General features: G+C 61.1%; 25 protein-coding genes and 4 pseudogenes. 15 read left to right on the forward strand and 14 right to left on the reverse strand.

Annotated elements, in window-relative coordinates; translation table 11 throughout:
* Nucleotides 1-327: 327 nt before the first annotated feature.
* Both AC3FNH_RS27325 and AC3FNH_RS27330 read right to left on the reverse strand, forming a co-directional pair.
* A complete protein-coding gene (locus tag AC3FNH_RS27325) occupies nucleotides 328-1,578 on the reverse strand; it encodes a neprosin family prolyl endopeptidase (protein WP_488722294.1) in 1,251 nt (416 codons plus the stop codon).
* Nucleotides 1,579-1,815: 237 nt separating this feature from the next.
* On the reverse strand, nucleotides 1,816-2,556 hold the full coding sequence (locus AC3FNH_RS27330) for a hypothetical protein (protein WP_488722295.1): 741 nt from the start codon (nucleotides 2,554-2,556) through the stop codon (nucleotides 1,816-1,818).
* Here AC3FNH_RS27330 and AC3FNH_RS27335 point away from each other — a divergent pair.
* Complete coding sequence (locus AC3FNH_RS27335) at nucleotides 2,555-2,809, forward strand: hypothetical protein (protein WP_488722296.1); 255 nt, start codon at nucleotides 2,555-2,557, stop codon at nucleotides 2,807-2,809. The genes AC3FNH_RS27330 and AC3FNH_RS27335 overlap by 2 nt on opposite strands.
* An 868-nt stretch (nucleotides 2,810-3,677) precedes the next feature.
* Here the strand turns inward: AC3FNH_RS27335 and AC3FNH_RS27340 are convergent.
* Nucleotides 3,678-3,974 (reverse strand): annotated as a pseudogene (locus tag AC3FNH_RS27340) (IS5/IS1182 family transposase); the annotation flags it as partial.
* A gap of 213 nt (nucleotides 3,975-4,187) precedes the next feature.
* Here AC3FNH_RS27340 and AC3FNH_RS27345 point away from each other — a divergent pair.
* From AC3FNH_RS27345 to AC3FNH_RS27355, 3 genes are all read left to right on the forward strand, one after another.
* Nucleotides 4,188-5,834, forward strand: a complete 1,647-nt coding sequence (locus AC3FNH_RS27345; RefSeq protein ID WP_488722297.1) for a hypothetical protein — start codon at nucleotides 4,188-4,190, stop codon at nucleotides 5,832-5,834.
* Between the two features lie 146 nt (nucleotides 5,835-5,980).
* Nucleotides 5,981-6,178, forward strand: coding sequence for a hypothetical protein (locus tag AC3FNH_RS27350; protein WP_488722298.1), 198 nt, complete (start codon nucleotides 5,981-5,983; stop codon nucleotides 6,176-6,178).
* Nucleotides 6,179-7,234: 1,056 nt separating this feature from the next.
* Entirely contained in the window at nucleotides 7,235-10,168 is a 2,934-nt protein-coding gene (locus tag AC3FNH_RS27355; RefSeq protein ID WP_488722299.1) for a Tn3 family transposase, read from the forward strand.
* 107 nt (nucleotides 10,169-10,275) lie between these two features.
* On the opposite strand, the gene AC3FNH_RS27360 is transcribed toward AC3FNH_RS27355, so the two are convergent.
* Nucleotides 10,276-11,364: a DNA-binding protein gene (locus tag AC3FNH_RS27360; protein WP_488722300.1), complete on the reverse strand. Its 1,089-nt coding sequence runs from the start codon at nucleotides 11,362-11,364 to the stop codon at nucleotides 10,276-10,278.
* A gap of 257 nt (nucleotides 11,365-11,621) precedes the next feature.
* Here AC3FNH_RS27360 and AC3FNH_RS27365 point away from each other — a divergent pair, with 257 nt between their 5' ends.
* The 9 genes and pseudogenes from AC3FNH_RS27365 (at nucleotide 11,622) to AC3FNH_RS27405 (ending at nucleotide 19,067) form a co-directional block, all read left to right on the forward strand.
* Nucleotides 11,622-11,867 carry a type II toxin-antitoxin system Phd/YefM family antitoxin gene (locus AC3FNH_RS27365; protein ID WP_488722301.1) on the forward strand — a complete coding sequence of 82 codons (246 nt, stop codon included), beginning with the start codon at nucleotides 11,622-11,624 and terminating at the stop codon, nucleotides 11,865-11,867.
* Nucleotides 11,857-12,141, forward strand: a complete 285-nt coding sequence (locus AC3FNH_RS27370; protein ID WP_435386589.1) for a type II toxin-antitoxin system RelE family toxin — start codon at nucleotides 11,857-11,859, stop codon at nucleotides 12,139-12,141. The genes AC3FNH_RS27365 and AC3FNH_RS27370 overlap by 11 nt, the downstream gene beginning before the upstream one ends.
* A 666-nt stretch (nucleotides 12,142-12,807) precedes the next feature.
* Nucleotides 12,808-12,918, forward strand: a complete 111-nt coding sequence (locus AC3FNH_RS27375) for an SEC-C metal-binding domain-containing protein (RefSeq protein WP_488722317.1) — start codon at nucleotides 12,808-12,810, stop codon at nucleotides 12,916-12,918.
* A gap of 169 nt (nucleotides 12,919-13,087) precedes the next feature.
* Nucleotides 13,088-13,465 (forward strand): type II toxin-antitoxin system VapC family toxin, encoded by a 378-nt coding sequence (locus AC3FNH_RS27380; protein ID WP_488722318.1) that lies wholly within the window; start codon nucleotides 13,088-13,090, stop codon nucleotides 13,463-13,465.
* A 666-nt stretch (nucleotides 13,466-14,131) separates the two neighbouring features.
* Complete coding sequence (locus AC3FNH_RS27385) at nucleotides 14,132-14,353, forward strand: DUF3330 domain-containing protein (protein ID WP_084085821.1); 222 nt, start codon at nucleotides 14,132-14,134, stop codon at nucleotides 14,351-14,353.
* 23 nt (nucleotides 14,354-14,376) lie between these two features.
* Nucleotides 14,377-14,605: pseudogene (locus AC3FNH_RS27390) on the forward strand (DNA-binding protein); the annotation flags it as partial.
* A 72-nt stretch (nucleotides 14,606-14,677) separates the two neighbouring features.
* On the forward strand, nucleotides 14,678-14,914 hold the full coding sequence (locus AC3FNH_RS27395) for a hypothetical protein (protein WP_488722321.1): 237 nt from the start codon (nucleotides 14,678-14,680) through the stop codon (nucleotides 14,912-14,914).
* A gap of 345 nt (nucleotides 14,915-15,259) precedes the next feature.
* Entirely contained in the window at nucleotides 15,260-18,361 is a 3,102-nt protein-coding gene (locus AC3FNH_RS27400) for a transglycosylase domain-containing protein (RefSeq protein WP_488722302.1), read from the forward strand.
* A 298-nt stretch (nucleotides 18,362-18,659) separates the two neighbouring features.
* On the forward strand, nucleotides 18,660-19,067 hold the full coding sequence (locus AC3FNH_RS27405) for an HIT family protein (protein WP_488722303.1): 408 nt from the start codon (nucleotides 18,660-18,662) through the stop codon (nucleotides 19,065-19,067).
* 597 nt (nucleotides 19,068-19,664) lie between these two features.
* On the opposite strand, the gene AC3FNH_RS27410 is transcribed toward AC3FNH_RS27405, so the two are convergent.
* The 8 genes and pseudogenes from AC3FNH_RS27410 to AC3FNH_RS27445 form a co-directional block, all read right to left on the reverse strand.
* Complete coding sequence (locus AC3FNH_RS27410; protein ID WP_488722304.1) at nucleotides 19,665-20,516, reverse strand: purine-nucleoside phosphorylase; 852 nt, start codon at nucleotides 20,514-20,516, stop codon at nucleotides 19,665-19,667.
* Between the two features lie 348 nt (nucleotides 20,517-20,864).
* On the reverse strand, nucleotides 20,865-21,350 hold the full coding sequence (locus AC3FNH_RS27415; RefSeq protein WP_488722305.1) for a carboxypeptidase-like regulatory domain-containing protein: 486 nt from the start codon (nucleotides 21,348-21,350) through the stop codon (nucleotides 20,865-20,867).
* 552 nt (nucleotides 21,351-21,902) lie between these two features.
* Entirely contained in the window at nucleotides 21,903-22,115 is a 213-nt protein-coding gene (locus AC3FNH_RS27420; RefSeq protein ID WP_488722306.1) for a hypothetical protein, read from the reverse strand.
* Between the two features lie 210 nt (nucleotides 22,116-22,325).
* The gene (locus AC3FNH_RS27425) at nucleotides 22,326-22,658 is read right to left on the reverse strand and encodes a hypothetical protein (protein WP_488722307.1); all 333 of its coding nucleotides are present in this window, start codon (nucleotides 22,656-22,658) and stop codon (nucleotides 22,326-22,328) included.
* Nucleotides 22,659-22,660: 2 nt separating this feature from the next.
* Nucleotides 22,661-23,193 (reverse strand): annotated as a pseudogene (locus tag AC3FNH_RS27430) (HlyD family secretion protein); the annotation flags it as partial.
* Between the two features lie 5 nt (nucleotides 23,194-23,198).
* Nucleotides 23,199-23,913, reverse strand: a pseudogene (locus AC3FNH_RS27435) (ABC transporter permease); the annotation flags it as partial.
* Between the two features lie 72 nt (nucleotides 23,914-23,985).
* Nucleotides 23,986-24,612 carry a phosphoribosyltransferase gene (locus tag AC3FNH_RS27440; RefSeq protein WP_488722308.1) on the reverse strand — a complete coding sequence of 209 codons (627 nt, stop codon included), beginning with the start codon at nucleotides 24,610-24,612 and terminating at the stop codon, nucleotides 23,986-23,988.
* Nucleotides 24,613-24,643: 31 nt separating this feature from the next.
* Entirely contained in the window at nucleotides 24,644-25,249 is a 606-nt protein-coding gene (locus AC3FNH_RS27445) for a nitroreductase family protein (protein ID WP_488722309.1), read from the reverse strand.
* 366 nt (nucleotides 25,250-25,615) lie between these two features.
* Here AC3FNH_RS27445 and AC3FNH_RS27450 point away from each other — a divergent pair, with 366 nt between their 5' ends.
* Both AC3FNH_RS27450 and AC3FNH_RS27455 read left to right on the forward strand, forming a co-directional pair.
* Nucleotides 25,616-25,879, forward strand: coding sequence for a hypothetical protein (locus AC3FNH_RS27450; protein ID WP_488722319.1), 264 nt, complete (start codon nucleotides 25,616-25,618; stop codon nucleotides 25,877-25,879).
* Complete coding sequence (locus tag AC3FNH_RS27455) at nucleotides 25,816-26,001, forward strand: universal stress protein (RefSeq protein ID WP_488722310.1); 186 nt, start codon at nucleotides 25,816-25,818, stop codon at nucleotides 25,999-26,001. The genes AC3FNH_RS27450 and AC3FNH_RS27455 overlap by 64 nt, the downstream gene beginning before the upstream one ends.
* 59 nt (nucleotides 26,002-26,060) lie before the next feature.
* Here the strand turns inward: AC3FNH_RS27455 and AC3FNH_RS27460 are convergent, their stop codons facing one another.
* On the reverse strand, nucleotides 26,061-26,270 hold the full coding sequence (locus AC3FNH_RS27460) for a DUF2188 domain-containing protein (RefSeq protein ID WP_276103513.1): 210 nt from the start codon (nucleotides 26,268-26,270) through the stop codon (nucleotides 26,061-26,063).
* 45 nt (nucleotides 26,271-26,315) lie between these two features.
* Nucleotides 26,316-26,534: a BON domain-containing protein gene (locus tag AC3FNH_RS27465; RefSeq protein WP_488722311.1), complete on the reverse strand. Its 219-nt coding sequence runs from the start codon at nucleotides 26,532-26,534 to the stop codon at nucleotides 26,316-26,318.
* Between the last annotated feature and the right edge of the window lie 84 nt (nucleotides 26,535-26,618).

The following is a 26,618-nucleotide window of genomic DNA, read 5'->3' on the forward strand; positions in this document are numbered from 1 at the left end:
GGCGTATGGCGCATCGTGCAATGCCCGGATTAGCGATGGCCTGCCAGACGGCACAGCGGTTTGCAAGGGGCCGCAATCCGACACCGTTCGAATCGAAATGTCGTTCAACCAGAACGCACTGGACAATTCATTGCGGCTCTACGGGGGCAACGCGACAGCTGGTTTCTGCTCATGGAGGTGACCTTTCTAAATGCGCGGCCTTGCTCTCTTCCGCTTACTTAGGCGCAGGGCAGCGCCTGTACGACTGGGTCCAATGCGGCGACATCCGCTTCGCAGCGATTCAGTCCTGTCAGGCGCGTACATGGAAGAAAATCCCCGGGCAGCGCGCTAGCCAGCGCCCGGGCCACCGAGATAGATGTAACTTCCCCAGTTACTCTCGCTCTTGAAGTGCGCGTCGATGTCGTACATGCTGGGATCGCTTCGGTAAATTTCCGCGGAGCCATCGTAATCGTCCATGGTGCCAGAACGATTCGTCTGCACTTTTAGGTTGTGCATGTACGCACTCCACGTCCAGCCAGAACTTGGCCAGTACCCGCTCCCCATGTCAGTCTTTGTAAGGCCATCCACATCATCCGAATCGAAAACCTCTCCCCAAAAGCCAATGTGGTCGGCGTGATCGCCCAACGTTGAAAAGACGCTCTGGTTACCCATGAAGAGTCCGGCTGGATAGTAGCCAATCCATCGACCCTGGCAAGCAAGCCACCAATTGTTTTCAAACAGTTGATATTTGATGGTTAATTTGTATTGATTACCACCTCGATCGCTGTAGGGAGTGAAAGTCGTTCCGGGGAATATGTTCTGGTCATATTGCACCCAGCCGTCCACATCTGTGTTGTATCCGCCCTTGTTGTCGCTATCGTCAGTGTAGCCGTTTGTCGTGTAATAGGTAAATAGATGTGGCACCCAGTCTCCAGAGATGTCCTGACATTCTTGCCATCCCGCCTCGACAGTCTGGTGGAATCCAAGATCACTATTTGAGAGTCCAATCTGAATCAGCGAAAAGTCATCCGAAGTCTCGGTGTACGGATCAAAGCAGCTCAAATTCCCTTCGCCACCAAAACAGATTATCCTTTGGCCAGACGATGCGTAGCGATGGTTTCCGCCTTCCTCGGGAGCGGGCCAGGTATGACCATTGCGCATCATGCGCTGACCATTTCTCCCCTTCGACAAGTAGCTTCGTAATGCTCTCGTGTACCCCAGGGCACCAAGCTTCTTCCGCAGAATGGGAACGGTTCCATCGGGGCCACGCTCAGCCTTTTCGTTCATCAGTTCCGGCAAAGGGAGCGTTTCTGATCGGGCATGGTTGCTCGAATTCTTCCGTTCGGTCTCGGGAGGCGGCATGGCAATCTCGCCGGATGGATGTTGGGATTCAATGGGAATCCAGTCGATGATCTGCCCGCGTGGCGTTGATGTCGTGTGGACCACCTTCAGTCGACTAAGGCGTCGCTCAAAGTATTCGCGAATTTCGCGCTGGTTTCGTTCGTAGTCAATTGGCCTTCGCTCTTTCGCATTTGCACGACCCGCAATATTTTCCTTGACTTCGTCATTTATGAAGGGGCCTTTCATGGTATTTTGCATGACGTCTCCTTTACTCCGCTACTTAGCTTTGCCATCATCGCAGCGACCAAGACAGGGCATCTGGACGCGGCGCTATGTTGCTCTGGGCATTTGGTATGTGTAGCCGCATTCGTTGTGGTGAAAAGTTGGTGGAGCCGGGTAGAGACATCGGAACCCCATATTTTGGCGACCATCCTTCTAGCTTCGAAATTGTTCCGCTTCTCACTTGGCTGCCCTGCCCCACCTGACAAAGCCGTATTAGCTAGCTACCGCCGCAAGATCTTCTTGCAACTGACTGAAATTAAAGCCGGGTGCAAAGTCGGCCTCATTCGCCTGAGGCGGAAGAATGGCATAGGCTTCATCGACGCATTCATCCCACCACGCCCAGGTCCCCTTTTGCGTGTTGCCCCAAGTCAGGACTGTTACACCATCGGCGTCATAACCAACGGCGTAGACAGCATGGCCATCCATGGTTAGCGGACCCGGTGTCCAGGGCTGCTTCTTGTCGAACTCTTGCAGACAATTCTGTTGGACCTGGAACCCCAGGTAGACTCCGCCAAAGAGCTGGATCGCCTGTTGTACATGAATATGGTTCTTCGGATCGATGGCGACATAAGCAAGAATCTTCTCTTGGGAAACCGCTGTCTGGCGCCAGTAGTTCAGGACATCAAGCTCGTTGAGCCCCGAGTCGACGCCGCCAGTCAGATGCATATACAGCTTCACCGCCGACTGCCTGGTCATGATATGACTCTTGCCGACAAGCGCGCAGTACACAGTGATTGCGTGCGCGACGGCCGCAATCGTGCAGTCCCCAAGTGCATCATTCCCGTCCATCGGAAACAAGGCGGCCGGGTTACTGTTGCGAAGGCTTTCGTAGACCCGAGGTAGGACGTCACAAGACGCCGGTGGCGCTGGCAGTTGGTCCGTCACATAGCTGCGTAGGCGCAGCGTGCGATAGTCGTGCTTTGGCGGATGCTTGCCGAATCGATAGGTTGCCATGGAACGTACTCCGATCCCAAAGGTAGCCCCGGTCATTGCGAAGGCAAACGCCAGCATCAAAGTACGCGCTCTCAAGGGAGAGTCCGCCGCTTACAAGATCCGCCAAGTTGGGAGCCCTGTGGCAGGAAGCGACTTGTTTTTTGGTAAAGGTATGTACTGCGGCACAGAAGTCAATTCAATAGTTATTCAAGCTGAGTTGCACAAGATTAAGAACGTCGCAGGCGCCACCGCCGTCGCGCCTGACATGCACTGAGGTGCTTTGCGTCGGATAGCCAAGGCCGGCGGGATCTTATTTACAGAATTTCAAGAAGCACTCAAAGCAATCCACGCGAGGGATGGCTCGGCGTTGAGATAGGACGGTAGATAAGAGTTGGAGAGTCGACCTGTGACCGGCGGGCGAATGCAGGCACGTCATGGCGTGTTGCCGTCAAGTGGCACCGTTCCAGCCGTGAAACAGTTTTGGCTCGAGATCACCTCCCCGCGACGAACGCGAATCCGGGAACGCTTGTCCGTTGGGCATCGGCGCGAATTTTGCATAGAGGCGTGGCACGGCCATCGTCAGTTCGTGGTGACGAGGCATAGAGAAGCGCCCCAGAGATGATCCTGAAGAGTGAGCTATGCCAATCGAGATACAATCACTTGATGCTAACAACCCTAACCACGTTGCGCACGGGAAGCACATTGAGGTCATCGTCAAAGGCCAAAATGATGTAAATCGGCTCCTCATTTTTACAGGGACGGCGATCGTCAGGTTCAAGGGACCTGAGGAGGATGACAAAGAGCAAGTCAGAAATCGGAGCCTGCCAATCACACTGCTCGACAGCCCTAACAATCCAAAGCAGTTCATTAGATCAGCAACCTTCGCTTCCTTGGCTGCGGAGAGCAGCGGCACCGATGAGACCCTTCAGCTAACGATGAATGGTCCTTCGAATTATCCAACGCTTCAACTGCAATGTCCCAGGACGGCTCGCTGGTCTTGACCGCCATGTTGGCAGTCGGGCTTGACTCTGTGCTTCTCAGAATCGCCTATCAGGCCAGTATTCTTGCGCGCAGACAGTTGCATTTCACGGTGTTGTTGCATAAATCAGATCTGAAAACAAAGGTTTCCCGTGCTGATGAATTCAGGCGATGCGGACGGACTGCGGGCGTGCGAGGGCCGCCATGCGGTTGAGCACGCCCACGCGGATCGCCACCTCGGCTGCCTGGGCGCGGACATCACGCGCCCACAAGCGATTACCCGTGAGTGTCTTGAGTCGGTACATCAAGTTCTCGGCCAGCGACCGCCGGTGATAGCCGCTGGACGTCTTCCATTCGCGCCTGCCATTTCGGGCAATGGCGTCAATGGCCGCGTTGCGCCAGATCGAACCGAGCGTGGTCTGCGGCCATGGCATCGCTCCCTCACGCGGCCTGAAGGGCGGATCTGGCAACGATTCAGAAAACGGTGGCAGTGCGCGTCCCCGCATCGTGGCTATTCCACAGAACGATGCTCTGTTTCGGATGTGATACGGTTTTGTCGCCGACTTGACCATGCCCGGCGCATATTTTGACGACCGTCAAGTGAATCCAATGGTTGTGCGCTATGGCATGGTATGTGCAACGCAAAAAAATCCGTTCTAGATTGGAGTACTCAAATGACTGCACGAGAGGCGTTACCTTATGGACTACTCTCAGCGCCCGCCGACAAATGGCTCGACTACGCACTGACCGCTATCCATCCACTTCCAATTGTTAGCGCGTCGCTTTCATTCGATAGAGCAGTAGTACCGGGAGAACCGATCCCTGCAACGATCGAACTTTGGACATTCAATAGGGGTGAGGTGGGAGATAGTTGCCACATCGACATTTACTTGGAAGACCAGGTTATCGGCGATCAGAAGATATTTCAAATGCCCGATGACGGGACATTACTCCCGTATGGCAGTAGTTCGCTTGACATCTTTTCACCCTTCACCGTCAATGTGCTGATTCAGCCGCCCGCTCCTGAGTCGCTGGTTGGGGAGCGGTTGTATAAATTCGGTCAGCACAGTTTGCGGCTGGAGCTTACTACCGACGGCGTGAATCGAGGCCCCTTCAAGAGCACCGATTTTCTGGACGTGGTTCCAGAGCGAGTGTCCTCGGACTGGTGGAAATGGCAGAGCGCTGAGTTGGAGGGAGCCAACTGGAAGGATGCGTACACACTAGCGGGTTGGTGCGAAAACTATACCCAATATAGTGAAATGGACTACGACGTTCGCCTTGAAGAGACCGACGAAAACAATGCGAATCGAGAATATGATCCTTTGTCTGTCCTGGTACAGCGAGAGGACCAGCCGGGGACTCCTCGCGAGTCTGAGCTTCAATCATTTCGAATCGTCCAAGACTGGCCATGGCTTATTGGAGGCGTGTGGGTTCCAAAGGGCCCGCTGGGCAAACAGTTTTCCTACCAGGTGAAATTCACCCTCCAAGACCAATGGGGAAATGAGTACGAACCTGTGTTGTCGTCTTCCATTAGCGTGGTCGTTAACGTCTCCGACACAAAGTTAGGGTTGGCCCAACTCGCCTTTTCGAGTAATGCGTCCGCAATTGCGCTCGGTGCCGCCGCGGGTGCATTAGGGTGGATACCTCCACTCGCCGCTGCCCTCGGCGCAGCGGCAGCGGTTGCTGCCATCATAGCGGCGGTTTCCGGCGACAAGGCTCTTGATCCGCCCGTGCCCTGCCCCCGATTTCTAGAGGAAGTTGAGCCTGCGAAGTTCGCTTTGGCTTCCGAAGAGTGGCGGGAGGCATCGAGTCTGGGGCTCTACGGTCTTCGGATATTTCTGGAATCTGTCGGCCAACTTCTCAATGACATGACCGCCCTGGGAGAGGTCCATTCCCGGCTGCTTGGTGCTCGCGTCCACGGTAGCCGCGAAGGCATTTTTATGCAGACCGCGAATTATGAGCGCATTGTCACAGAAATGACAAAAAGGACTGCGAACTTACCTGAAGCATCTGAGGATGCCATCCGCTCAATCGAGCGGACGGGCGCATTCGACTCGGAACAGTTCAAGCAATTTCTGGCTGTCGGTGAAGGAAGGCCACAAGAGCCTCTCGTGTCGTGGCTAAAAGCGCACGGCTTTTCCAAAGCAATGGTCCAGGTTACGGGCGATATGGTCCAACACGCCCAGATGCGGAGCAAACTCTTCTCACTAGAGGCCTTGCAAAGATCGTTCTCCACAATGACCTCCTCGCTGGTCGGGGTCGTCTTGAGCATTCGGCGAAATGCTAACGCTGTGACTAACGGTGTGGAGAAGCCAGATTGAACACTTGTGTGTGCCGAAGCGAGCCGAACTCTTTTCTGAAACACTGGCGCAGCCATTGACCGCTGTGAGTAGTCCGGGCACTCCGCAGATCGGCTTGTACCAAAAGTAAAGTTAGACCCGGGGCGGGTGGACATTGTCACGATCAGATGAACGTCGCACATTCGTCCACCCCGCCGCTGCAACTAGACGACGCGATTGCCGGCTTGGCGGTGCCGTTGGCCGATCCAGCAATCGCGGGGAAAGAACGGGCCGTGTTGACGCAAGTGGGTGCAACACTCTACCGATTGGGCCTGAACGAACGGGTGGCGGCGCTGCTCAAGAAGCGGGGCGACACAGCTCAGTGACCATGTCCACCCCGCGGCCGCCGTGGTTTTCCCCGGCGTTCAAGGACAGTGGTGGAAGGCAAGAGTACCGGCTTCAAGACTCCCTGCAACGAGCCCGTGGCGGCTCGTCAGCATCCGCCGTGTCCGCGGAACTGTGCCGGTTGTGAAGGCGGTTGTGCACCGTCTCGCAGCGGATCAACATCTTGGCCGCAGCAGGCTCCTCATCCTCGCTGGCTGTGCCGGCTTCCGCGGCGCTCCGCAGATAGACTTGCCGGGAAACGATGGCGACGATCACAATGATGGCACCGACGCAGCAGGCTCGGGCCAAAAATTGAAGGTATCGTGCCATGGAAATCGCACCGGATTGCAGGAGGTGATGGGTGGCGAGACTACATGAACTTGTCACAAGACGGTCCTACGCCGTTGCGGGATTGACACCGCCTTCGTTTCGTCATAGCGGGGTCGGAACTGCGCGGGGTGTAACCCCACACCGGGCCTGGTGAGCATGCCAAGGACGATCGCGCCCCTACCGAGCGGCCACTACTGGCGTCCGTTTGCAGAATCTTGTTCCTGAATTTTGCAGAATTTTGTTCCTGGCCCTCTGGGCCAGACCGGAGCGCCCGCGGAAGGTGGCTTGGCGCGCGGCGGCCGTCCTCGGCTTCGCAAGCTGCAGCGGGCTGGGCAGCGACTGACCGATCTCCCGGGAAAGGAACAAAATTACGCAAAACGTCGGCCGGAGGAACAATGTTCCGCAAAATTTCTTTGCATAAAATTGTTCCCGGCACCTCGGAAACGGCGAGCTGGTGGGCGACGGGCGGGAACAAAATTATGCAAACCGACGGCTCCGGCTAGGTCTCACTTTGTTTTCGCTGCAGCTTACCGGGGTAGCCGCCCCTCCCAGCCATGCGGGTTTCCGGGCCGCTACCTAAGAAAAATGCCAATAAATCAATAAGTTGCTGTCTGCCCCATTCTGTTCTTTTGAAGGTGCCGTAAGCGGCATATTTTCGTACTAAATGTTGCGACCACCTCTCTTTGCCGCTACCCTCCGCAGTCCATCTCACGCGTGGGAGAAGCGCGATGGATCACTGGCGGTTGGCCTACCTCGGGATGCGGCAGATCCCACAGGAACTCAGCGAGTTCGAGCTTGCCACGTTCTTCACCTACTCCGCCAAGGAACGGGCACTGATTGATGCTCGGCGCAGCCCTTTGTATCGCTTGGCCGTCGCCGTGCACATCGGCTTTATCCGCATGACGGGACGCACGCTTGATGCGTGCAAGCAAGTGCCCAGATTTCTCTGGGCGCATGTGGGTGCCCAGGTTGGTGTGACGCCGCCGGACATGGGCACGCTCAACGCACTCTACGATGGGCGCACCGATACACTGTCAACACACCAGATGCTGGCCTACCAAGTCCTCGCCTTCAGTCCGATGGCTGAGCACCAGCGCCGCTATGTCACGCGCTGGCTCAAGGAACGTTTGACGGGACAGCCGAGCCGCACCGCGCTGTTTCATGAGTTGAAGCGCTGGCTGTATGAACATCGGATACTGATACCCCATGATCGCGCACTAAAAAGACTGATCAGCCAGGCCGTCGCCACGGCCGAGGCGGCGCTTGCCGTCGCTCTGGTGCGCGCCTACGGGGCCTCCTTGGACACGTGGGGCATATCACTTGCGCGCCCGCATGGCGACCGCACGAACCTGCAGCAATGGCTTTGGGCCGTCCCGTTGCGAACCTCGACCCACCAGATCGGGGAATTGTTCGACAAGATCGAACTCCTTTATAAGATGGGCATTCACCGAAACTGGCCAGCGGCGTGCAATGAAGCGCTGATACGCTACTATGCCCGGCGCTGCGCCAATCGTCCGCCTTCAGTGAGCAAACGAGTCGCGCAGCAACCCCGCCGATTGGAAGCGGCATGCTTTCTGCGTTACGCTCTATGCGCCGCCACGGATCATCTGGCGACCATGTTGCGACACTGGATTCAGAAGTCCGTGAATGACGTTCGGCGCCTGATTGAGGCTGGCCGACCGGACCCTGGCACCCAGATGCGAGAGTTCGCGACCGCGGTCAAAGCGCTGGCCGCGGATGAGATGCTAACCCGTGAAGCACTCTGCCAGCAGTTGTCGGCGCTGGCCGACGCTGCACTCAATCGGCGTGCGCCCAGCCGTGCCAGCCTGATCCGCGCGCAACTCCTGTCGCGACACCGCCAGGCTCGAGCGTTGCTTGGCAGGTTGGTTCTCCTGCCATTCTCCGCCCTGTCAGCACACCCGGTGATTGAAGCGTTGGCAGTACTCCAGGAACTCTACGCGCGGAGGTCCGATCATCTTCCCGACCCAATCACGATTCGACTTGGCCGCGCCTGGCAACCCGCCCTGGACGGAGAGGACCGACAACGGGCCCTGGCCGCATTCGAGTGGGGCACGCTTTTCGCCCTGCGGGTGGGATTGCGCAATGGCTCAGTCTTCCTTGAGCACAGCTTTGCCTTCCGAAGCCAAGCGACCCTCTTGATCAGCGCCAGCGATTGGAAGGCCAAACGCAACCACTTCTATGGCCATCTTAAGCTGCCCCAGGATGCTCAGGCATTTCTAAAGCCTGTGGTCACACATCTGGATGAAAGCCTCGCCAGGCTCCGGGATGCTGTCGTGTGTGGGAAGCTCAAAATTGACGATGCAATTCACGTCGACCCCTTGGTGGCAAGCGCTACGCCCGCGAATGTGGAGGCTTTGCGAGGCGCACTGTTCGAGCGGCACCCAGGCGGTCAGTTGCCTGAGATCCTGCTCGAGATCGACAGCGCCACGCACTTTAGTTGGCTCTTGCTGGGAAGAGAGCCGCATTCCCGCAGCGAATTGCTATTGGTCTACGCAGCGATACTCGCGCACGGCACATCGATGTCGGCTGCGGATCTCGCCCGAATGGTGCCAGAGTTGTCACCTCCCGCGATCCGGCAGATGATGCATCGGGTTGCGGATGAACGGAAGCTGCGCCACGCGGCTGAAGCCGTGCTGACCTTCATGCATCAGCACCCGATTGCCCAGTATTGGGGGCGTTCCGATTTAGCCTCGTCGGACATGATGTCGTTGGAAACGACACGCTCTGTTTGGAAAGCGCGGGCGGACCCACGCCGGCGGACTGCCTCAATCGGGATGTACACTCACGTTCGCGATCGGTGGGGCATCTTCTATGACCAGCCAATTTTGCTCAACGAGCGCCAGGCCGGCGCAGCGATCGAGGGCGTGATCCGACAAAGCGGTTCGGAAGACGTCGCGCAACTTGCAGTGGATACGCACGGCTTTACAGATTTCGCGATGAGTCTGTCACGGCTGTTGGGCTTCGATCTCTGTCCGCGACTGTCCCACCTGCGCGACAGACGTCTGCATGTTCCCAGGCATCATGATGTGCCTGGCGAACTGGCTGCCGTCACCGATGCAGATGTTCGACTGAGCCTCATTGAGTCCGCCTGGGACGAACTGGCGCGGATTGCGGCGTCCGTGCAAAGCGGGCAATGCACCGCAGTCCAGGCACTCTCGCGCTTTGGGGTGGCGGCACGCGGACAGCCCGTCTATGAGGCCGGCATGCATCTCGGACGGTTGTTTCGTACGATCTTCCTGATCGACTATTTCACGAATACCGCATTTCGCCATGAGATGCAGCACGTGTTGAACCGCGGTGAAGCGGTGCACATTCTCCAGCGGGCGATCCATTCTGGCAAGATACCGATCGAGCTGGCGCGCAATGACGCGTCGCTGGCGGCTGTGTCATCGTCCTTGACCTTGCTATCCAATTCAGTAATGGCTTGGAATACGATGCACATGCAACGCAGCTGGGACGTCCTCGAGAGGATCAGCAGCGAGGCGACTCGATCTGAGGACCTTCGGCATATCGGTCCGACCCATCTCGAGGGGATCAATCTACGGGGCACTTTTGAGTTTCCCATCGCGCGCTATGCGCATCGGCTCATGCCCACCTCGGCGTTCCAGCCCGACTCACCTTCGCAGTGGCGTACGGCATAACCGTTTTGCTTTGATAGCGGCTCAGAGGACGGTGCCAAAGACCTTCGAATCACGACCTACATACCCGACTGGCGAGAGCATGGCGTCGGTCCGTCCGTCGCCCGCGATTAGGCTTCTTGGAGGCTTACCATTCCTCCCCCGCGCCGGCATGCCCATGTCGCAATCGGTACATCAGCGGATGCAGGGAATGACCCAGTCAGCAAGCTGTTGATTTTACGGGAATTTCTTGTGAGCGCCGGCCGGAAACCCGCGTGAATACTGGGGGCTGCTCCCCCGGTAAATTGCAGCAAAAACAAAGGGATACCGAGTTCCGCCTGGACGGCCTCCAGGTCGCCCGCCGCCTGGCGCTGCGCCTGCTCGGCGGCCGCGAGCCGCTCGGTAAGCCGCTCAGCCAGCGCCGCGGCCTGCGCTTCGAGCTTGGCGCGGCCCTCCGCCTGCGCCACCGCGGCATCGCGCGCCTCGCTGCGTGCCGCCGCCAGTTCCGACCGCCGATCGTCGGCCGTGCGCTCGCTCTTCTGGCGCGCGGTGCGCTCCTGGTCCAGTTCGCGCAAGCTGCGCCGCTCGCTGGCTTCGGCGCGTTCCTGCGCGAGCGTCACGGCCTCGCGCGCCCGCTCCAGCTCCGTCGAGAATTGGGTCCGCAAGGCGTCCAGCTGGCGCCGGCCCGCCTCCAGTTCCGTCCGGCCTGCCTCGAGCCGGGCCTGCGTGGCGGCGTGGACCTGGCGCTCCGCGGCCAGGTCCGCCTGCACGGTCTCGTGCGCCTGCCGCGCTTCCGCCAGTTGGGCGGCGATCGCCGCGGCGTCCTCGCGCGCGGCGGCCGTCTCCACGCGCGCCGCATCGCGCTCGGCTTGCGCTTCGCTCACGGCGTGCCGGGCTTCCGCGCGCAGCGTCGCCAGTTCGGCGGTGGCCGCTTCGTTGGCCGACTGCCAGATGGTCTGGACCGCCTCGGCGGCGATCTGCTTCAGCGACTCCGGCAGATCCGGATGGTCGATGGTGACGCGCGTACGCTCGCGCAACTCCTGCCAGAACGCCTGCAGCACCTCGGCGGGCGTGCCCATGCTGCCCTTGCGCACCAGGCTGTAGAGCTTGTTGGCCGTCGGCGTGACGCCGTAACGGAAGAACAGCAGGCCGCAGACCTCGCGGTACAGCGCGCGGGTTTCGGGAAAGCGCCCGCGCAGCTCGGCAATGTCGTTGGCCATGGCGGCCTGCAGGGTGGCGTCGGTCAGGTCCAGGGTCGGCGGCCGGCATCGGGGAAAAGTGAGTGATGTGACCATCTATATTACTACGTAATACGTTTAATATCTAACGATTGTTGCATTAGTTTAGACATAACTGCGCTTATGTCTAGTAAATACCCCATGCGCGCCCTTCGTGAACGGTCGCCGGCCCAACTTTGACAAGACCTACTAATAGGGCTATTGTTAGGTCACGTAACAAGTCTGTTAAGGGTGGCGATATGGAAACGATCCTTGCGAATCAGTCGGTCGGGATCTCGGAACTCAAGACGAACCCGAACCTGGTCATTGCACACGCCGAGGAAGGCGTCGTGGCAGTGCTTAACCGCAACAAGCCGGTCGCGTACTTGCTGACGGCCAGGCAATATGAAGTGCTGATGGAGCGTCTGGAAGACTACGAGCTCGCCGACCTGGCGCGAGAGCGCATGAACGAGCCTAGTGTGGAGGTGGATCCGGATGCGCTATAGGCTTGAGTTCAAGCTGTCCGCGAAGAGGGAGTGGGACAAGCTGGATGGCGACACACGCACGCAACTCGGGAAAAAGCTGAAGGAGCGTTTGGAGCACCCGCGCGTACCAGCTGCAGCACTTCACGGTTTGCCCGACTGCTACAAAATCAAATTACGGGCGCGTGGTTATCGGCTGGTCTACCAAGTACGGGACGATGTCGTCGTGGTAATGGTGCTCGCGATAGGTAGGCGAGACGATATCTACGACGACATCCAGAGGCATCTTGCCCAATAGCAATCCGTCGGAGCGTTATCGCTAGGGGGTTGATGGGTCGCGCAGTGTCGGCATAAATGGCATAAATGCGGGCCGGCAGACCGGTCCGCATTTATGCCCCGGCTCTATGCAGTTATCCGACGCCAGCGCACCACTCTTGGCAGCCAAGGGCAGCGCGATTCGAGCGCTCGCCCCTCTCCGCCGACTCTTGGAAGAACGGCGCGTACTTCGTGTGCCGCACGGCAAATTCGACACGTTTGTCGATGGCGCCAAGGCCGGCAAGTTCGACACCTATACGGACGGCGCCCGGTACCACATCGTGTCGGACCGCTCGGCCCTCTAAGCGCTGCGAGCCGTGGGCGGAGATCAAAGCCCGATCTGCCTCCGCAGTAGTCGTTTTCGAGGACACCTGAAAGAAGTCCGCTCCGTATTGCTCAGAAGTGACCCGCACCGGATGTGGGATGTGGTGCTTCTGACGGAGACCAACCCTACCCTTTTCGAAGCGTAGGGTTTTTTGCTTTTGGCGTCCGGCAGCCTGGTCGCTCGCGCGCAGCCATCCCGATACCGCCCCCCATTTGCCGCGACGCTGCCGCTTGGCAACGTGCGCCCACTGGGCACTTGAGCCGGAGGTTTAAGGTAATTTCATGAAAATGAAATTATCAGGCCGAGCAGCTCAATCTCCTCCACCTGCGCGCTTTTTCGCGAAGGCAATGGCCCGCCCTACGCGCCGAATCCGGCCCGTGCGGGAGCGCCAAGAAGTTCAAGAAGTGCTGCGGGGCAGCGGCGACGCTAAATTGAACGCTGCGCGCCAATCGCTCGCGGGCGCGCGCCCATACAGCGGGGTACCAGTCAATTGGCCGCTGAAAGCCGAGCTCGTTGCCCTGGCTGGCCAGGTGCGTGGGGTCCTAGTCCAGCCATTCGATGCCCCGCTCCCTGGCGACTTGCTCGCCGCATTCGAAGGACGGTAATACGCATCCTGCTCGATACCCCTGTTTTCCTCTGGGCGGTCACGCATGACCCGAAGTTGAGCCAGACCGCGGAGCAACTCATCCTGGAGGCCGAGGAGGTCTTCATCAGTGCGGCCAGCCTCTGGGAGATCGCCATCAAGGCGGGCCTCGACCAGATCGAAGTCGATGTCGACGAACTCATCGCCGAAATCACCGCCGCAGGCTTTCGCGAGCTTTCTGTGACGAACACGCATGCCGCCGCAGTGCGTCATCTGCCCAACTACCATCGCGATCCGTTTGATCGGCTGCTGATCGCCCAGGCGATCACCGAACCCTTGCGACTGCCCCCGGCCGACGAACACGTCTGGAAGTATTCCGACCTCGTCATTCGGGTTTAGGGTCCACAGAAGCTTGGCTCGAGCATCGGACGTTCCGAGGGCACGAACCTCAACAGAGCTCGGGCCCGGCTTGAAGCCCAGGCCGCGGCGCTCGCCGATCGGCTTACCACTGCCGAGCCGGCGCAGCGCAAAGCGGCGGGCGACCTGGACACCGTGCAGGGGGGCAGCGCAAAGGAGCAGCCGTGATTCCGGCCGGCCAGGGCCCCGGCGCCTCGACAGCCCTGGTCCGCGTCAATCGGACGCAATGGGCACCGTGGGGTGCCCTCGCCACCACTGGCCGCGGCTAGACGGCCATATACCGCAACCTAGTCGGTGCCCCAAGTGCTCACTCACGAAGCAAAAGCGGCGCCGATTTGTCGCTCCCGGGGCTTGCCAGCCCGCGGGGTTTGAAGCGACCAGGGCATGGGGGGCGGAACCTTGGCGGGCGTCCTCTAGGATCGGCCCCCCACTCCAGCACGACGCCCCGATTGCTCGCACAGGTCTCGCTTTGACGCAGATCAACCACGGCGCTCCGCAAAAGCGGATGCTTGATACTGAATGGAGTTCACTGATCGATAGCGACTCCATCTTCTCGCCCAACCTGGATCCGTTGGCTGGCCATCTGGCCGTCGACGTCAATGCGCCGTTGCCGTGAAGTCTCTCCGCCGCGGTGCCGGGAGTAGCGCCATGAGCAAGCCTGACCCACCGATAGAGCTCGTCCCCTGCGAGATCTGCATGAAGGAGGTACCGAAGTCCGAGGCGATCGTCCCTGAGGCATGCGACTACGTCGCCTACTTCTGCGGGCTGGAATGCTATGCGCAGTGGCGCCATCAGCTCCCAGAGAAAGTCGCGCAGCCTGAGAGTGCGTCATCGCCCGTTGAGCCGGCAGCGTCAAAAACGCCAGGGTGACTTCTGGACACGCCGCATGATCGATGCCGGCTGCCGACCTGGGATCTGACCGACGCCGCGCTGCAGGCCGATCTGGCCGAGTTGCGCGGGCGTTTCCCCGACACCCGCGCGCTGCACCGCGAGGTCTGCGGCCTCCTGTCCTGCCGTGACGGCGTCACGCCTACCGCCAACAAGCGCTACAGCCTGGTGCGCAAAGGCAGCATGGGCACGCCCGCGGAGGTGTTGCAGCCCTTCTGGCAGCGGCGGCGCGGTCATGCGTGCGAAATCTGCCGGTACGGTTGTGAAATATTTTCTGGATCATCGGTTGGACCAGCAAGACCTAGAATGAGCCAACATCGCCAAACCGCACAGGGCAAAGCCATCTATGATCACGGCACCATCGTGGCAAGCTACCTGCATTGCTACCTTCCCTCCAGCCACCACCACGCTATTCAAGCCATGAACCCATATCGCTACAGCGACAGTGAAATTGCCGCGAGGTTTGCTGCGATCGGGTCGGACACGACGGGTGCGTGTTGCAATCAACCCCAATGGGTAGCGCTGGCGCGCCATGCGGCTTGAGCCGAAAGCGCGGCGGCAGTACTGCCGTGGCTGTGGCGTCAGCGCCGTGCGTAACTGGGGCGAGCGGTGTGGGCGTGATCAGCCGATGTTCAAGGTGCCGATCGTGCTGATCATTCCGAGACTGCGCCTGACTTGCCGCTGATGCGGGCCGAAGCGTGAACGCCAGCCGGCCTTGAGTGCGCTAGCAACAGTGCTTGCACTTGCATGCTTAGCTTATAAGAGCGACCCCGTCCTGCTAATATATAAACAGAGCGGTGCGTGCCGGCCCTGGCCCGCCTCGCTTGCGCTTGGAGCCGGCGGCACGACCACCCCGGCGGCGGGGCTCGGCATGATGGGGTTGCCGACGTGTCACGACGTGGCTGGATTTTGGCTGGCTTGGCGGCCGCCCTCTGTGGGGGCGGGTATGTCGTTTACAGCCTCGCCATCAGTGAGGTGCGCAATTCGCAATGGCAGGCGTACTACTTCGGCCGCTTCACCAGGCAGCTGACGTTCGAGGTCCAGCCAGGCGCCAGCGACAGCATTCGCTTCCCGCATTCCGGCCCTTACGACGCACGCCTCGGCTACGGGCGCCTGCCCGCCTTCGCGCAACGGCTCGAGCGGCACGGCTACGTGCCGGCCGAACAAGCGCGCATGTCGCCCGAGTTGGTCCAGCTGATGGACCATGGCATTTTTCCCCCGTACCGCGAGAAGAACCAGGCCGGCCTCGCCCTGCGCGACTGCAATGGCCTGACACTGGTGCTGGAGCGCTACCCGCAGCGGCAATACGAGGACTTTGCCGCAGTGCCGCCGTTGCTGGTCAGCTCGCTGCTGTTCGTGGAGAACCAGGGGCTGCTCAACCCCGAGTACCCGAACCTGAACCCGGCGCTCGATTGGAAGCGCTTGTCGCGCGCGGTGATGGACCAGGCCGTCCGGCTGGTCGACAAGGGTTATGAATCCCCGGGCGGCAGCACGCTGGCTACCCAGATCGAAAAATACCGGCATTCGCCAGAGGGCCGAACGCAATCCATCTCCGAGAAATTCCGACAGATGGCGTCGGCCTCGCTTCGCGCCTATCTGGACGGGCCGGATACGCGGCGTGCGCGCGAACGCATCGTGGTCGACTACCTCAACACGGTGCCGCTGTCCGCGCGCGTGGGTTTCGGCGAGGTCAACGGCATCGGCGATGCACTGTGGGTATGGTACGGCGAAGACTTCGGCGAGGCCAACCGGCTGATGAAGGAGATGGACCTGCGCGCGCCTACCGGCCGCGAGGCCCAGGCCTTCAAGCGCGCGCTGTCGCTGATCATCTCGCAGCGCCGCCCCTCGTACCACCTGCGCCGCGACGACACCAACCTGGAGACGCTGACCGGCAGTTACCTGCGCCTGCTGGCAGCCAACGGCGTCATCACGCCCGAGCTGCGCGACGCCGCGCTGACGCAGTCGCTGGACAAGGCTGCGCCACCAGAGACGCCCGCGCAGGAGCCCTTCGTCACCCGCAAGGCGGTCAACCGCGTGCGCACCGACATTGGCGGGCTCACCGGGGTCGACAGCCGCTACGACATGGACCGCCTGGATCTGACCGTGGACAGCACCATCAACCGCGAAGCCCAGCGCCTTGCCACCGACGTGCTGATGCGCATCCACGACAAGACCGACGCGCACACCATGGAGCTGTATGGCCACAACCTGCTGCGCGAGCAGGACGACCCTTCGCACCTGATCGCCAGCTTCACGCTGTACGAGCGCGTGGGCAATGCAAGTGTCGTGCGGGTGCAGGCGGACAACATCGAACAGCCTTTCGACATCAACAGCGGTGGCCGGCTCAACCTGGGGTCCACCGCCAAGCTGCGCACGCTGGTGACCTACCTGGAGATCATCACCGAACTGCACGCGCGCTATGCCGGCATGAGCCGCGCCGAACTGGCCGGTGTGCAGCTGGCGAAGCAGGATGTGCTCAGCCATTGGGCCGTCGACTACCTTGTCAAGACCGGCACGCCGGCCGAGCGCGAGCTGACGCCCATGCTGGAGGCGGCGATGGAGCGCAAGTATTCCGGCAGCACCGGTGAAGGCTTCTTCACCGGGGGCGGGATGCAGAGCTTCTCCAATTTCGAGCGTTGGGAGGGCGAGCGCAACATGACCGTGCGCGAGGGCTTCCAGCACTCGGTCAACCTGGTCTTCATCCGGATCATGCGCGACATCGTGCGCTACGAGATCTTCCATGCCCGGCCGGACGTCAGAAACATCTTCGAGGACCGCGGCTCGCCCGAGCGCCGCGCCTACCTGGAGCGCTTTGCGGACCAGGAAGGCAGCGCCTACATGTTAGGCTTCTACCAGCGCTACCGCGGAAGGGATTCGGAACAGAGGCTGGCCACCCTGCTGGGCCGCGTGAAAATGAGCTCGCCTCACCTGAGCGCGGTGCGCATGTCGGTGACGCTGCTCAGCGCCCGCCCGGAGCTGGACGAGGAAAGCTTTATCCGGATCATGCGCTCGCGCCTGTCGGACAAGCAGCTCGCGGGAGAAGACCTGCCAGCGCTCTATCGCAAGTACGGCCACGACAAGTTCAACCTCAACGACCGCGGCTACCTTTCGCGCATCCACCCGTTGGAACTGTGGATGGTGGAATACCTGGGCAAGCACCCGGATGCCACCTTGTCGCAGATCCTGCACGACAGCACCGCCGAGCGGCAGTACGTATACCGCTGGCTGTTCCGCTCGCACAGCAAGTTCGGGCAGGACAACCGCATCCGCACGCTGCTCGAGCAGGACGCATTCCAGCACATCGCCAAGCGCTGGCAGCGGCTGGGCCATCCGTTCGATTCGTTGACGCCGTCTTACGCGACCGCCATCGGTGCCTCTGGCGACCGGCCTGCGGCGCTGGCGGAGCTGGCCGGCATCATCCTGAATGGCGGCGTCACCTCGCAATCGGCCAGCGTGCGCAGCCTCGATTTTGCCGCCAACACGCCGTATTCGACGCGGTACGTGCTGCAGCCTGGCCCGGGCAAGCGCCTCCTGCCGCCGGAGCTGACCACGGTGGTGCGGCGCTCGATGCTTGATGTGGTAGAGCGCGGCACCGCCAGGTCCATCCTGGGTGCCTTCGTGGTGCGGGGCAAGGGCGCGGCGCCGCTGCCGGTGGCCGGCAAGACCGGCACGGGTGACCAGCGCTTGCAGGTGTACGGGCCGGGCGGACGGTTGATCGCCTCGCGCTCGGTCACACGTTCAGCCACCTTCGTGTTCACGCTGGGCGAGCGTTACTTCGGCACCGTGACGGTTCATGCGCGCGAGCCTTATGCGGCGCGCTACAGTTTTACCAGCGCGCTGGCGGTCAGGGTGTTGCGCTACCTTGCGCCGCAGGTGGCGGCCATGGCCACGCCCGGCAGCGACCAGGCGCTGCTAAGCTGCCGCGACAGCCAGCCCGAGGCCAGCCTTCCGCGTGCAACCAGGGGGGATCGTCCCTTTGCCGTAGATTGACACGGTGACCGTCCGGAAAGCCGCTTGCTAGCTCCACAAGGGTGTTGGCTGGCAGTGCTGGCGATTAATTGCATTTAAACATTTGAGCCCATATGGCGCGATCGGGCTCAACCGGTTGACTCCGGATTATGAACGCAGGCCCTTCGGGTGCATTTCGATGCGACTGCTGTGCAGGCTGAGTGGGAGCCCTCTGGCGCTGTCGGCTGCCTGGCCTACCATGGGATCGATAGGGTTGCCGCCGCGAACTCCCGAGCCGCGTTGGCAACGAGTTCTCAACAGATGACAGGGAGACTTGCTCATGCCAAATGATCTCTCACAGGCCGACCTGCACATAGACCCCTGTCCGTTCTGCACGTCAGATGGGATCATAGCGAGCAACGCGTTGGCCCACGTCCGGTATGACCGGTACCCGGTCGCGCCTGGCCATGCGCTGATCATCCCGAACCGTCATTTCGCTGACTATTTCGATGCGACGGAAGCGGAGTTTGCCGCCTTGCATGCGCTGGTGCGGGAAATGAAGACACGCCTTGAGGCCGAATTCCATCCCGACGGATTCAATGTCGGGGTCAACATAGGCGTGCACGCCGGACAAACCGTCATGCACGTTCATATCCACCTGATTCCTCGCTATGCGGGCGATGTGGGCAACCCGCGCGGCGGCGTGCGAGGGGTGATCCCAGCTAGGCAAGACTACGGCGGAGATTGAGCGCTTGCGCGATTGCCTCGCTCGCCCCCATCAAGTGACTGCGGCACGCGGACGGGGGCCGATTGGCACCATCCCTGGTGGAAAAAGTCACGCCTGTACGCAGAGTCAAGACGAAAAGTACCCGGTAATACCCTCGGTGAGGCCCAGAAAGGCGGCTAACTGTCGGTCATTGCTGCATCGATAGATGCACCGCCCTTCAAGCCGACCGTCCAAGAAAAGCTTCGGTACGGATCGAGTGTCCCTTATATCAAAGAGATGCAGGTGTGCGGACTCATCATAACCGGAATGCTTTTGATAGCGGATTGGGTATCCTTGGCCGCTGGCCAGGTACGGTGTCACGACAGCGCCTCACTACCGGCGGAGTTCCAACAAGGGTTGCTACGCGTGTGCGAGCCGCTGGCATTGGCTGAACAGCGACTGCACCAGAGAAGGCGCGCCCGACGGGTCTGCCCGAGCCCGCGCGCGCGAAGATCGGTCACCTCAATCGCCTGAATGGCATCGGAGCCGTTGGCGGAGCCCGACTGGTATTGGAGTTGTTCTGGCGCGAGTTTGCCAACCGCCTGACAGGTTGAGTGAGTTGGCCTCGTGCCCCCAGCCCTACGACGCCTGTTGTTCGAGCCAGCCGAGTACCAGTCGCTGCAGGTCGGCCAAGGCCATCGACGCATACTGCAACGTCAGCTCGTGAGACAGAACTTCATTCCCAATTCCCTCGGCGAGGTTGGTAATGGAAGCAATGGCAAGCACCCGCAGGCCGCAATGCCTTGCGCTGATTACCTCCGGAACTGTCGACATACCCACGACGTCGCCACCAATGGCTTGCATCATTCGGATCTCTGCAGCGGTCTCGAATGTCGGGCCGCTGAACGCCACGTAGACGCCTTCGGCCCAGGGCAGTCCCAGCGCCTGGGCGACGGCCTGCAACTCTTGACGCAAGTCCGCATCGTACGCGTTCGCCATAGGGCAAAAACGGGGCCCGATCCTGTCATCGTTGGGGCCGATCAATGGATTGCCGGGTAGCAGATTGATGTGATCCGTGATCGCTACCAGACGGCCAGGTCCCACTTCGGGGCGCAGCGAGCCTGCTGCACATGTCACGATTAGCCGGTCGCATCCGATCCGTTTCATTGTTCGGACCGCCTGCGTCATACCCGTCGTGCCATGCCCTTCATAGAAATGCTGCCGGCCTCGCATGCACATCACATCCACTCCGCTCAACCGGCCGAGGATAAGTTCACCGGCGTGGCCTTCAACCAGCGATTGCGGGAATCCCGGCAGATCCGCATAGGGAATCACGATGGCATTTTCGATTGCTCGCGCCAAACCACCGAGCCCGGAACCAAGAATCATGCCAATCTGGGGAAGGAATTCACCGGCGCGCTGGCGAATTCGTTGAGCTGCCTGTTCGGTTTGATCAGGCGCACCCGCCGACGATGGCAACGTGTGAGTCATGGCGCCAGCTCCTGTATGGCGAGGCTTGTGTCGCCAGATGGCATCGCTCGCTTACCGAGAGAAGCCAGAGCGGCCGAGGCAGCAATGCCCCGGTATAGGTGATCGACAAGGCAAACCCTACCGGCGGACTGCTTGCGCAGGTACTGGTGGCCTAGTCCAACGATCACTTGCCCTACCCGCCTTTCGCCGCACGCGTGTTGGCAATCTGCGTCATGGCCGCTCGGGTGGGCTTTCAGGCTGGCTGAGGCGAAGACCGCCCTACTGCCGGGCAACACGCCCACGCCGACGCTGCTGCTGCTCGAACGCGACTTGCCGAGCGGCGCATGCGCGGCCGAGTGTCGGCTCAGTTCAGCGGCAAGGGCAGCTCGCACTTGTGCAAAGTAGCCAGCCGTCTTCCAGCTTATTCACCTGGAATCGGAACGTCATATCCAAGGCCTGGTTCGCAACAACGATGTCTCGCATCTGGTCGCGACCTTGGTACCCCACCGTGAGCCGGTACGCGCCTGGCTTAAGTCGCATGTATAACAGTGGACCACCGGCGACAATGCGCAGCACCGGTTTGCCATCGGCGCTGGCCACGACCACGGTGACCCCGCTCAGCGGCCTGGCGCCGCTCGCATCAACCATGCTGAGTCGGACATTAAAGCGCTCGGCGACGTCCTGCATGGCCCGCTTACTGGCTTCGTCGTCTCTGGCACAAGCGTAGGGAATGCCCCGCTGCTCCATGATTTGTACGCGGTCTTGCACCGATTCCGTCTGCGTTGCGCAACCCGCGGCCAACAGAGCAGCCAACAGCGACGGTATCCCGATGCTAAGGCCTCTTGAAATCGGCATTTGCCTGTCCCCCATTTGATTTCGATAGCGGCCCCGATTGCCGGTCGCAATAGGAGTCGACTCTTAGAGTGCGTCACCATCGGACGGATCGCGCACCAGCAGCGTGGACACCCCTTGGCAACGACCTGCTCTGAGATGAAACCCGGCATGGTGCCTCGAACGCCGTGGTGCCCGTACGCTTCCATCACAATGAGATCCAGGCTCGACTGATTGGCATCTGCAAGGCTCGCCTCGGCCATCAATGCCGGGCGGTGGACGCGCCCAGTTTCAAAGATGAATTCGCGGTCGTCGGCGGCAAGCACAGCGCACACCTCCGCGTGCGTGACCAGTGCCAGCGACACGGCTTCCTTCAGCGCGAGCCGGGACGAGCAGCTGCCACCAATGGCTAGAGGAACGGGGCGGTACATGGGCGACCTCGGTTCGATGACGGCTTGTTTTAAGGTAGCGAGCGCCGAGTGATCTGGGTTGATGCCTGTCAATAAAGCCACGTGTCTGCGTCGGATGCTCGAATTTGGCGCGGACGCCCGCCTTGATTCCAGAACACTGCGCAACTTATGACCTTGTTCGCGCTGTCCAACTTGTGGCCTGATCGAGGATTGCGCCAAGCGGTTTGCTTTGCTCAACTGGCTTCATCACCACGTGCCAGTTCACGCCCGCCCGCGCTTCCATTTGCTCGCGCACCACCTTCACCAACGCGTCAGTGGCGTCGATCTGTGCCGCATAGCCGGCCCGCGCAATCGCGGTATTGACGAGCGTGCCGGTCAACGTGAGCCAAATCGCACCGACTGCGTAACGATGCACTTCCGCCTGTGCCGCTTCACCTCCACCGTGCGGCGTTACCGCCGAACAGGTCCAATGCGTAGCTGATTGTGGCTCCCAGCGTGAACACATTGAAGATGCCGGGAGGGGCGTCGCTCCCCATACGCACGGCGTCCCGGTCTGGCGCCACGCTTGTGCCTGTACAGCAACCTGCGGTTAGAACACGCCGGCGCCGGCAGGGGCTGCTGCGTCGGCCTGCAGAAGGTTCGCTTCGGCGATCCGCAGGCTGGGATTCCCGGCCAACGCCGCGTCCAGGGCGCAGTCCAGGGCATCGCTGCCAAACATCCGCCACCACTGCGCCGGCACGGGCTCCCGGGAGGCAAAATGCCGTATCTGCCCCTCGCCTGGAGGTGTGCTCTCAGTATCCACGCCACGTACATAGTTGGGTACCGCCGGCGCCGGCGGTACCACGAAATCCGGCCCGACCGCACACCCCCAAAGCGCGGCCGTCAGCATCGCCGCAAGCGGCTTGCCGAAGTGTCGACGCAAGCTCACGGTGCCCCGCCCAGATACACGTCCACCAGTTGCCCTGGGTAGATCGCCGGCTGCGAAGGTCTCCTGAAGCGAAAGATCACGGCCAGCACGCGGACATCAACACGTCCGTTCTCTGGTCCGAGAGCTGGATTTTCGGCGTCAGGTATGGCTGTAGCCGGACAAACTCCTGCGCGATGCTGGTGTCAGTGCCACGCACAAACATGCGCGCCTGCATACCACGGCTGAGCTGCAGCCGGTGCACGAGAATCTCGTCTAGGTAGACACCGACCGCCAGCCAGTCCTGCTGGCTGCTCAGGACGGCAATGGGTTGATTGCCCTGTGTATAGGTATCATACGTCCCTTGTGGTGATACATAGGCCCCCACGGCGGTATTGACCGACAGGACCACCCCGTCCATCGGGGCGCGCACCACGTATTTCCGCAGCTGGGCGTCGGCCGCATCGGCGGCCTTTCGCAACGCATCGCGCTGCTTGTCCTGGTTGCGAATGTCGTACGTCCATGCGCCGGCGCGCGTCAGCGCCAGTTGCCTGCGTGCAGCCCGGTCTGGTACTCATAGAAATCGGAAATGCGGTCAATAAACTTTCCCTTGGTGAGCGCGGTGTAGCCAAGCCGGCCGACCGCCTGCTGGATGCGGAACGTGTCCTCGGGCGTGTTCGGCTCCAGAATATACGAGATCGTGTAACGGCTGGTCGGCAGATGCTGAATCGCGCGCCGCTATGTCATATAGAGCGGCGGCACCCCGAACAGGCCGCTGCTCGACACCTCAGCAAGCCCTACGATCACGCCTCTATGGTCGATGCCCACTTCCGGATGCTCCAGCTTTCGGTATTCCGCGTCCTTGACGACGAGAATGGCATTCTCGGCAAAGAGCTCATCGATGCTGCCGCGTACGACCGGCGGGGGCCGAACAGGCTCGTGTCGTCAATCCCAACAACTGTCACAGGCTGATAACTACCGCTGTTCAGACGCACCAGCGCGCCGCCCGAGTAAAGCGGCACCGCAAAGCGCCCGCCGTCCAGTACATAGTCCGGCGTGCCGATCGTGTTGGCCACCGTGTTGACGGCCGGATCCATGACCCAGATGCTGGCGCCTATGTTGAACACCGTCGACGATAAGCGGTTCAAGACGCCGGTAAAGAGCGATGTCGTCTCGATCATCCCACGGAGAACGTGATGCCGACCAGCAACCCGGTGAGCTTGGCCCGGTCATTGACGAGCAGCATGAATGCCAGTAGCAGGATCCCCGGGATGGTGACCCGTTGCCGATGGCCTGCGCCAGCGTCCGGAGCGGTATCGGCGGCCTCGTCTTGCATGTTCCGGACTCAGCGCGCGTTCAGGGCGGCCACGACCTGCTCGTCCTCGACCTGGGGAAATTCGCGGTAGAACTGCCCGACCGAATGGAATTGCGGTGGCGCCTCCAGACACACTATTTCATCGACAAACGGACGCAGGCGCTCCAGCGTCTGCGGCGGGGCCACCGGAACCGCGCATACCAGATGCAGTGGCTTCTGCTGCCGGATGGCATGCAACGCCGCCATCATCGAGGCGCCGGTCGCCAGGCCGTCGTCCACGACAATCACCCACCGTCCTGCCGCACTGGCTGCTTCGCGACCGGGCGTGTAGCGGGCGCGGCGTCGGCGCAGTTCCTCCAGTTGCGCCGTGCGCTCCCGATCGACGTACTCACTGTAGGCACCGGCCATGGCCGCTTGGGGTGTCAGATGGGTCCAGCCGCTCTCGTCCACGGCCCCGATGGCGAGCTCGGGATTGCCCGGCGCACCAAGTTTGCGTACGAGCACGATGTCCAAGTCGCCACCTAGGGCGGTGGCGATGATGGCGCCCATCGGCACAGCGCCACGGGGTACCGCCAGTACCAGCGGATGCTTGCCTGCGAACTTGCTCAGTGCGCGCGCCAGTTGCCTGGCGGCATCCTCTCTGTTGATGAACGGCATGTTGTCCCCCTTTAGATTGCGCGTCCAGCTGCTACGCGGGAAAGCCGACGCTTTGGGCCAGGACGACTCGCTGGTCAGGATCGAGCCGCATTGCCTTGGCGAGCGCGCGACGGTCCACCAAACCTCGCGCGACTGTTGCCAAGCCCCACGCGGCGCAGAACAGGTAGACGTTCTGGCTGATGAACCCGGCATCCAGGGCAGTATAGAACTGGCGCAGCGGCTTGTCGGTCTCATCGAGCTTCGACAGCTTGCTGACATAGACCAGATTCAGCGGCGCGGTCGACACATAGTCCTGCAAGCCCGTGGCTGCCCGCAGGTCTTCGCCGGTCACCAGGCGAAGCCGCCAGCCCACAGGCTCGAGCACGTAGAGTCCCTCGGGCAAGGCGACATAGAGATCGATCTCCTGCCAGTTGCGGGCCGAAGGCGCCGTGCGCAGGCCACTATTGGAACGGTTGATGCCAAAGGCAGCCCACAACAGCGTGGATAGCAGCACGTCGTCCAGCGGGCGCTGCGCAAAGCTTCTGGTGGAGCACCTGTTGTGAAGCGCTGTGAGCAGGGGCATGCCACCTTCGGTCCGGGGCTCGGGAAGGTTCACGAACTCCACTGTGGCTTCGGCTGAAACAATAGGATGGGTCATGTTGGTCTCCAGAACTGCCGGGGCCATGCCAGCGCGCCGCTTCGGCGGGATGCAAGGCGCACGCCCGCCATCCTCTCGGAGCCCGGCGGGGGCAAGACCCGTGCAGCTAAGGTAGATGGCAGGCGGAGCCCGGATTTGGGCTGGATCAAAGAGATCGGTATTTGGTCTGCACGTGCCGCATTCGCCGGCTGGCCGCAAGCCGGCCCTTGCATCCTTGAGTTGAGTCAATACTGCTATGAGCATCCCGCCTACGCTGCTCAAAGGCGCATTGGACTTTTCTGCGCCGTCGTTTGGGAGACAGAGGGCATCCATGTACAGAAGAATCCTGTTGCGACAGATGGCAGCCACGCCTCGCGGCTGGCGGTGATGCAAGCCATCGATCTTGCCAAGGCGTCTGATGCGGAGGTAAAGGTGATCTACGTGGTCGACGATAGCGGGGCGCTGCTCAGCGTCGCTTTCATTGACCGCCAAGACCTTCTCCGCATGGACAGGAAGTCCTCGCCGGAGCGTCGAAGCTGCTGGGCGCTGCGGGCGTCCGCCATGCCGTGGCGTTGCTGGACAATCCCGTGTCGAAGCGCCGCCTTGCCGAGACCATCCTTGCACAGGCCGACCAGTGCAATGCCGACCTGATTGTCCTGGGTACGCATGGGCGGCGCGGATACCTTCGCGTCGTCGTGGGCAGCGTGGCTCAAGCTGTCGTCCACCAGAGCCGCAAACCTGTCCTGCTTGTGCGCAGCCCGGCGGAATATTGACGACCGTCGCCCAAGGATCCATTTCACGGAGAGGAAGGGACCTGGGGATGCTTTGGGTATTAGGGCAGCGCGCGGCCTCGCTCCTGCGGGGCCAGTTCATCGGCATGACGCGCGGCCCAGCGATGCGCCTGAGCGATTGCAATGCGAATCGCCATGCCATCTGCATACCCCTCGTCCAGCAACGCATTCGCAATCTCAATCGCCTTTTCCCTGACTGCGGGTGGAAGGTTCTTCATCGACGAGGGATAGTTGCCGAAACTCCAAGGCATAATCAAGCCTCCTTGCGCCAGCGGCGCTCGCTGGCACACCGCCTGTCAGGACAGTTGCAGGTTGTCCACCACGGCGCCCACGCCGGGCGCCGACCATGCAGCGCCGATAGCCGCCAGTCGCTCGGCGCGCGTGTCCACATGGCCGCTGAGCGTCACCGTGCCGTCCCGCATCGATACATTAGTATGCTTCGCCTCACGCTCGGCATGCCGACGCGACGCGGCTTCGATCCGCTCCCACTGGAGCATCGCGTGCAGCAGTAGCAATCGCTTCGTCGCTAACGACGCTTGCAGGCCTCACATCCAGATTCACGACCACCGCGCGCGCGCCCGACACCTTCTCGGCGGCTC

It is taken from the genome of Cupriavidus sp. 22TCCZM01-5 (assembly GCF_057798915.1).

Excerpts from the sequence above, each read along its gene's own strand:
- AC3FNH_RS27350 (WP_488722298.1), top strand. The coding sequence starts at position 5,981 with ATGAACGTCGCACATTCGTCCACCCCGCCGCTGCAACTAGACGACGCG.
- AC3FNH_RS27385 (WP_084085821.1), top strand. The coding sequence starts at position 14,132 with ATGAGCAAGCCTGACCCACCGATAGAGCTCGTCCCCTGCGAGATCTGC.
- AC3FNH_RS27440 (WP_488722308.1), bottom strand. The coding sequence starts at position 24,612 with ATGCCGTTCATCAACAGAGAGGATGCCGCCAGGCAACTGGCGCGCGCA.
- AC3FNH_RS27345 (WP_488722297.1), top strand. The coding sequence starts at position 4,188 with ATGACTGCACGAGAGGCGTTACCTTATGGACTACTCTCAGCGCCCGCC.
- AC3FNH_RS27460 (WP_276103513.1), bottom strand. The coding sequence starts at position 26,270 with ATGCCTTGGAGTTTCGGCAACTATCCCTCGTCGATGAAGAACCTTCCA.
- AC3FNH_RS27445 (WP_488722309.1), bottom strand. The coding sequence starts at position 25,249 with ATGACCCATCCTATTGTTTCAGCCGAAGCCACAGTGGAGTTCGTGAAC.
- AC3FNH_RS27405 (WP_488722303.1), top strand. The coding sequence starts at position 18,660 with ATGCCAAATGATCTCTCACAGGCCGACCTGCACATAGACCCCTGTCCG.
- AC3FNH_RS27370 (WP_435386589.1), top strand. The coding sequence starts at position 11,857 with ATGCGCTATAGGCTTGAGTTCAAGCTGTCCGCGAAGAGGGAGTGGGAC.
- AC3FNH_RS27355 (WP_488722299.1), top strand. The coding sequence starts at position 7,235 with ATGGATCACTGGCGGTTGGCCTACCTCGGGATGCGGCAGATCCCACAG.
- AC3FNH_RS27330 (WP_488722295.1), bottom strand. The coding sequence starts at position 2,556 with ATGGCAACCTATCGATTCGGCAAGCATCCGCCAAAGCACGACTATCGC.
- AC3FNH_RS27450 (WP_488722319.1), top strand. The coding sequence starts at position 25,616 with ATGCAAGCCATCGATCTTGCCAAGGCGTCTGATGCGGAGGTAAAGGTG.
- AC3FNH_RS27365 (WP_488722301.1), top strand. The coding sequence starts at position 11,622 with ATGGAAACGATCCTTGCGAATCAGTCGGTCGGGATCTCGGAACTCAAG.
- AC3FNH_RS27415 (WP_488722305.1), bottom strand. The coding sequence starts at position 21,350 with ATGCCGATTTCAAGAGGCCTTAGCATCGGGATACCGTCGCTGTTGGCT.
- AC3FNH_RS27325 (WP_488722294.1), bottom strand. The coding sequence starts at position 1,578 with ATGCAAAATACCATGAAAGGCCCCTTCATAAATGACGAAGTCAAGGAA.
- AC3FNH_RS27395 (WP_488722321.1), top strand. The coding sequence starts at position 14,678 with ATGAGCCAACATCGCCAAACCGCACAGGGCAAAGCCATCTATGATCAC.
- AC3FNH_RS27335 (WP_488722296.1), top strand. The coding sequence starts at position 2,555 with ATGGAACGTACTCCGATCCCAAAGGTAGCCCCGGTCATTGCGAAGGCA.
- AC3FNH_RS27360 (WP_488722300.1), bottom strand. The coding sequence starts at position 11,364 with ATGGCCAACGACATTGCCGAGCTGCGCGGGCGCTTTCCCGAAACCCGC.
- AC3FNH_RS27410 (WP_488722304.1), bottom strand. The coding sequence starts at position 20,516 with ATGACTCACACGTTGCCATCGTCGGCGGGTGCGCCTGATCAAACCGAA.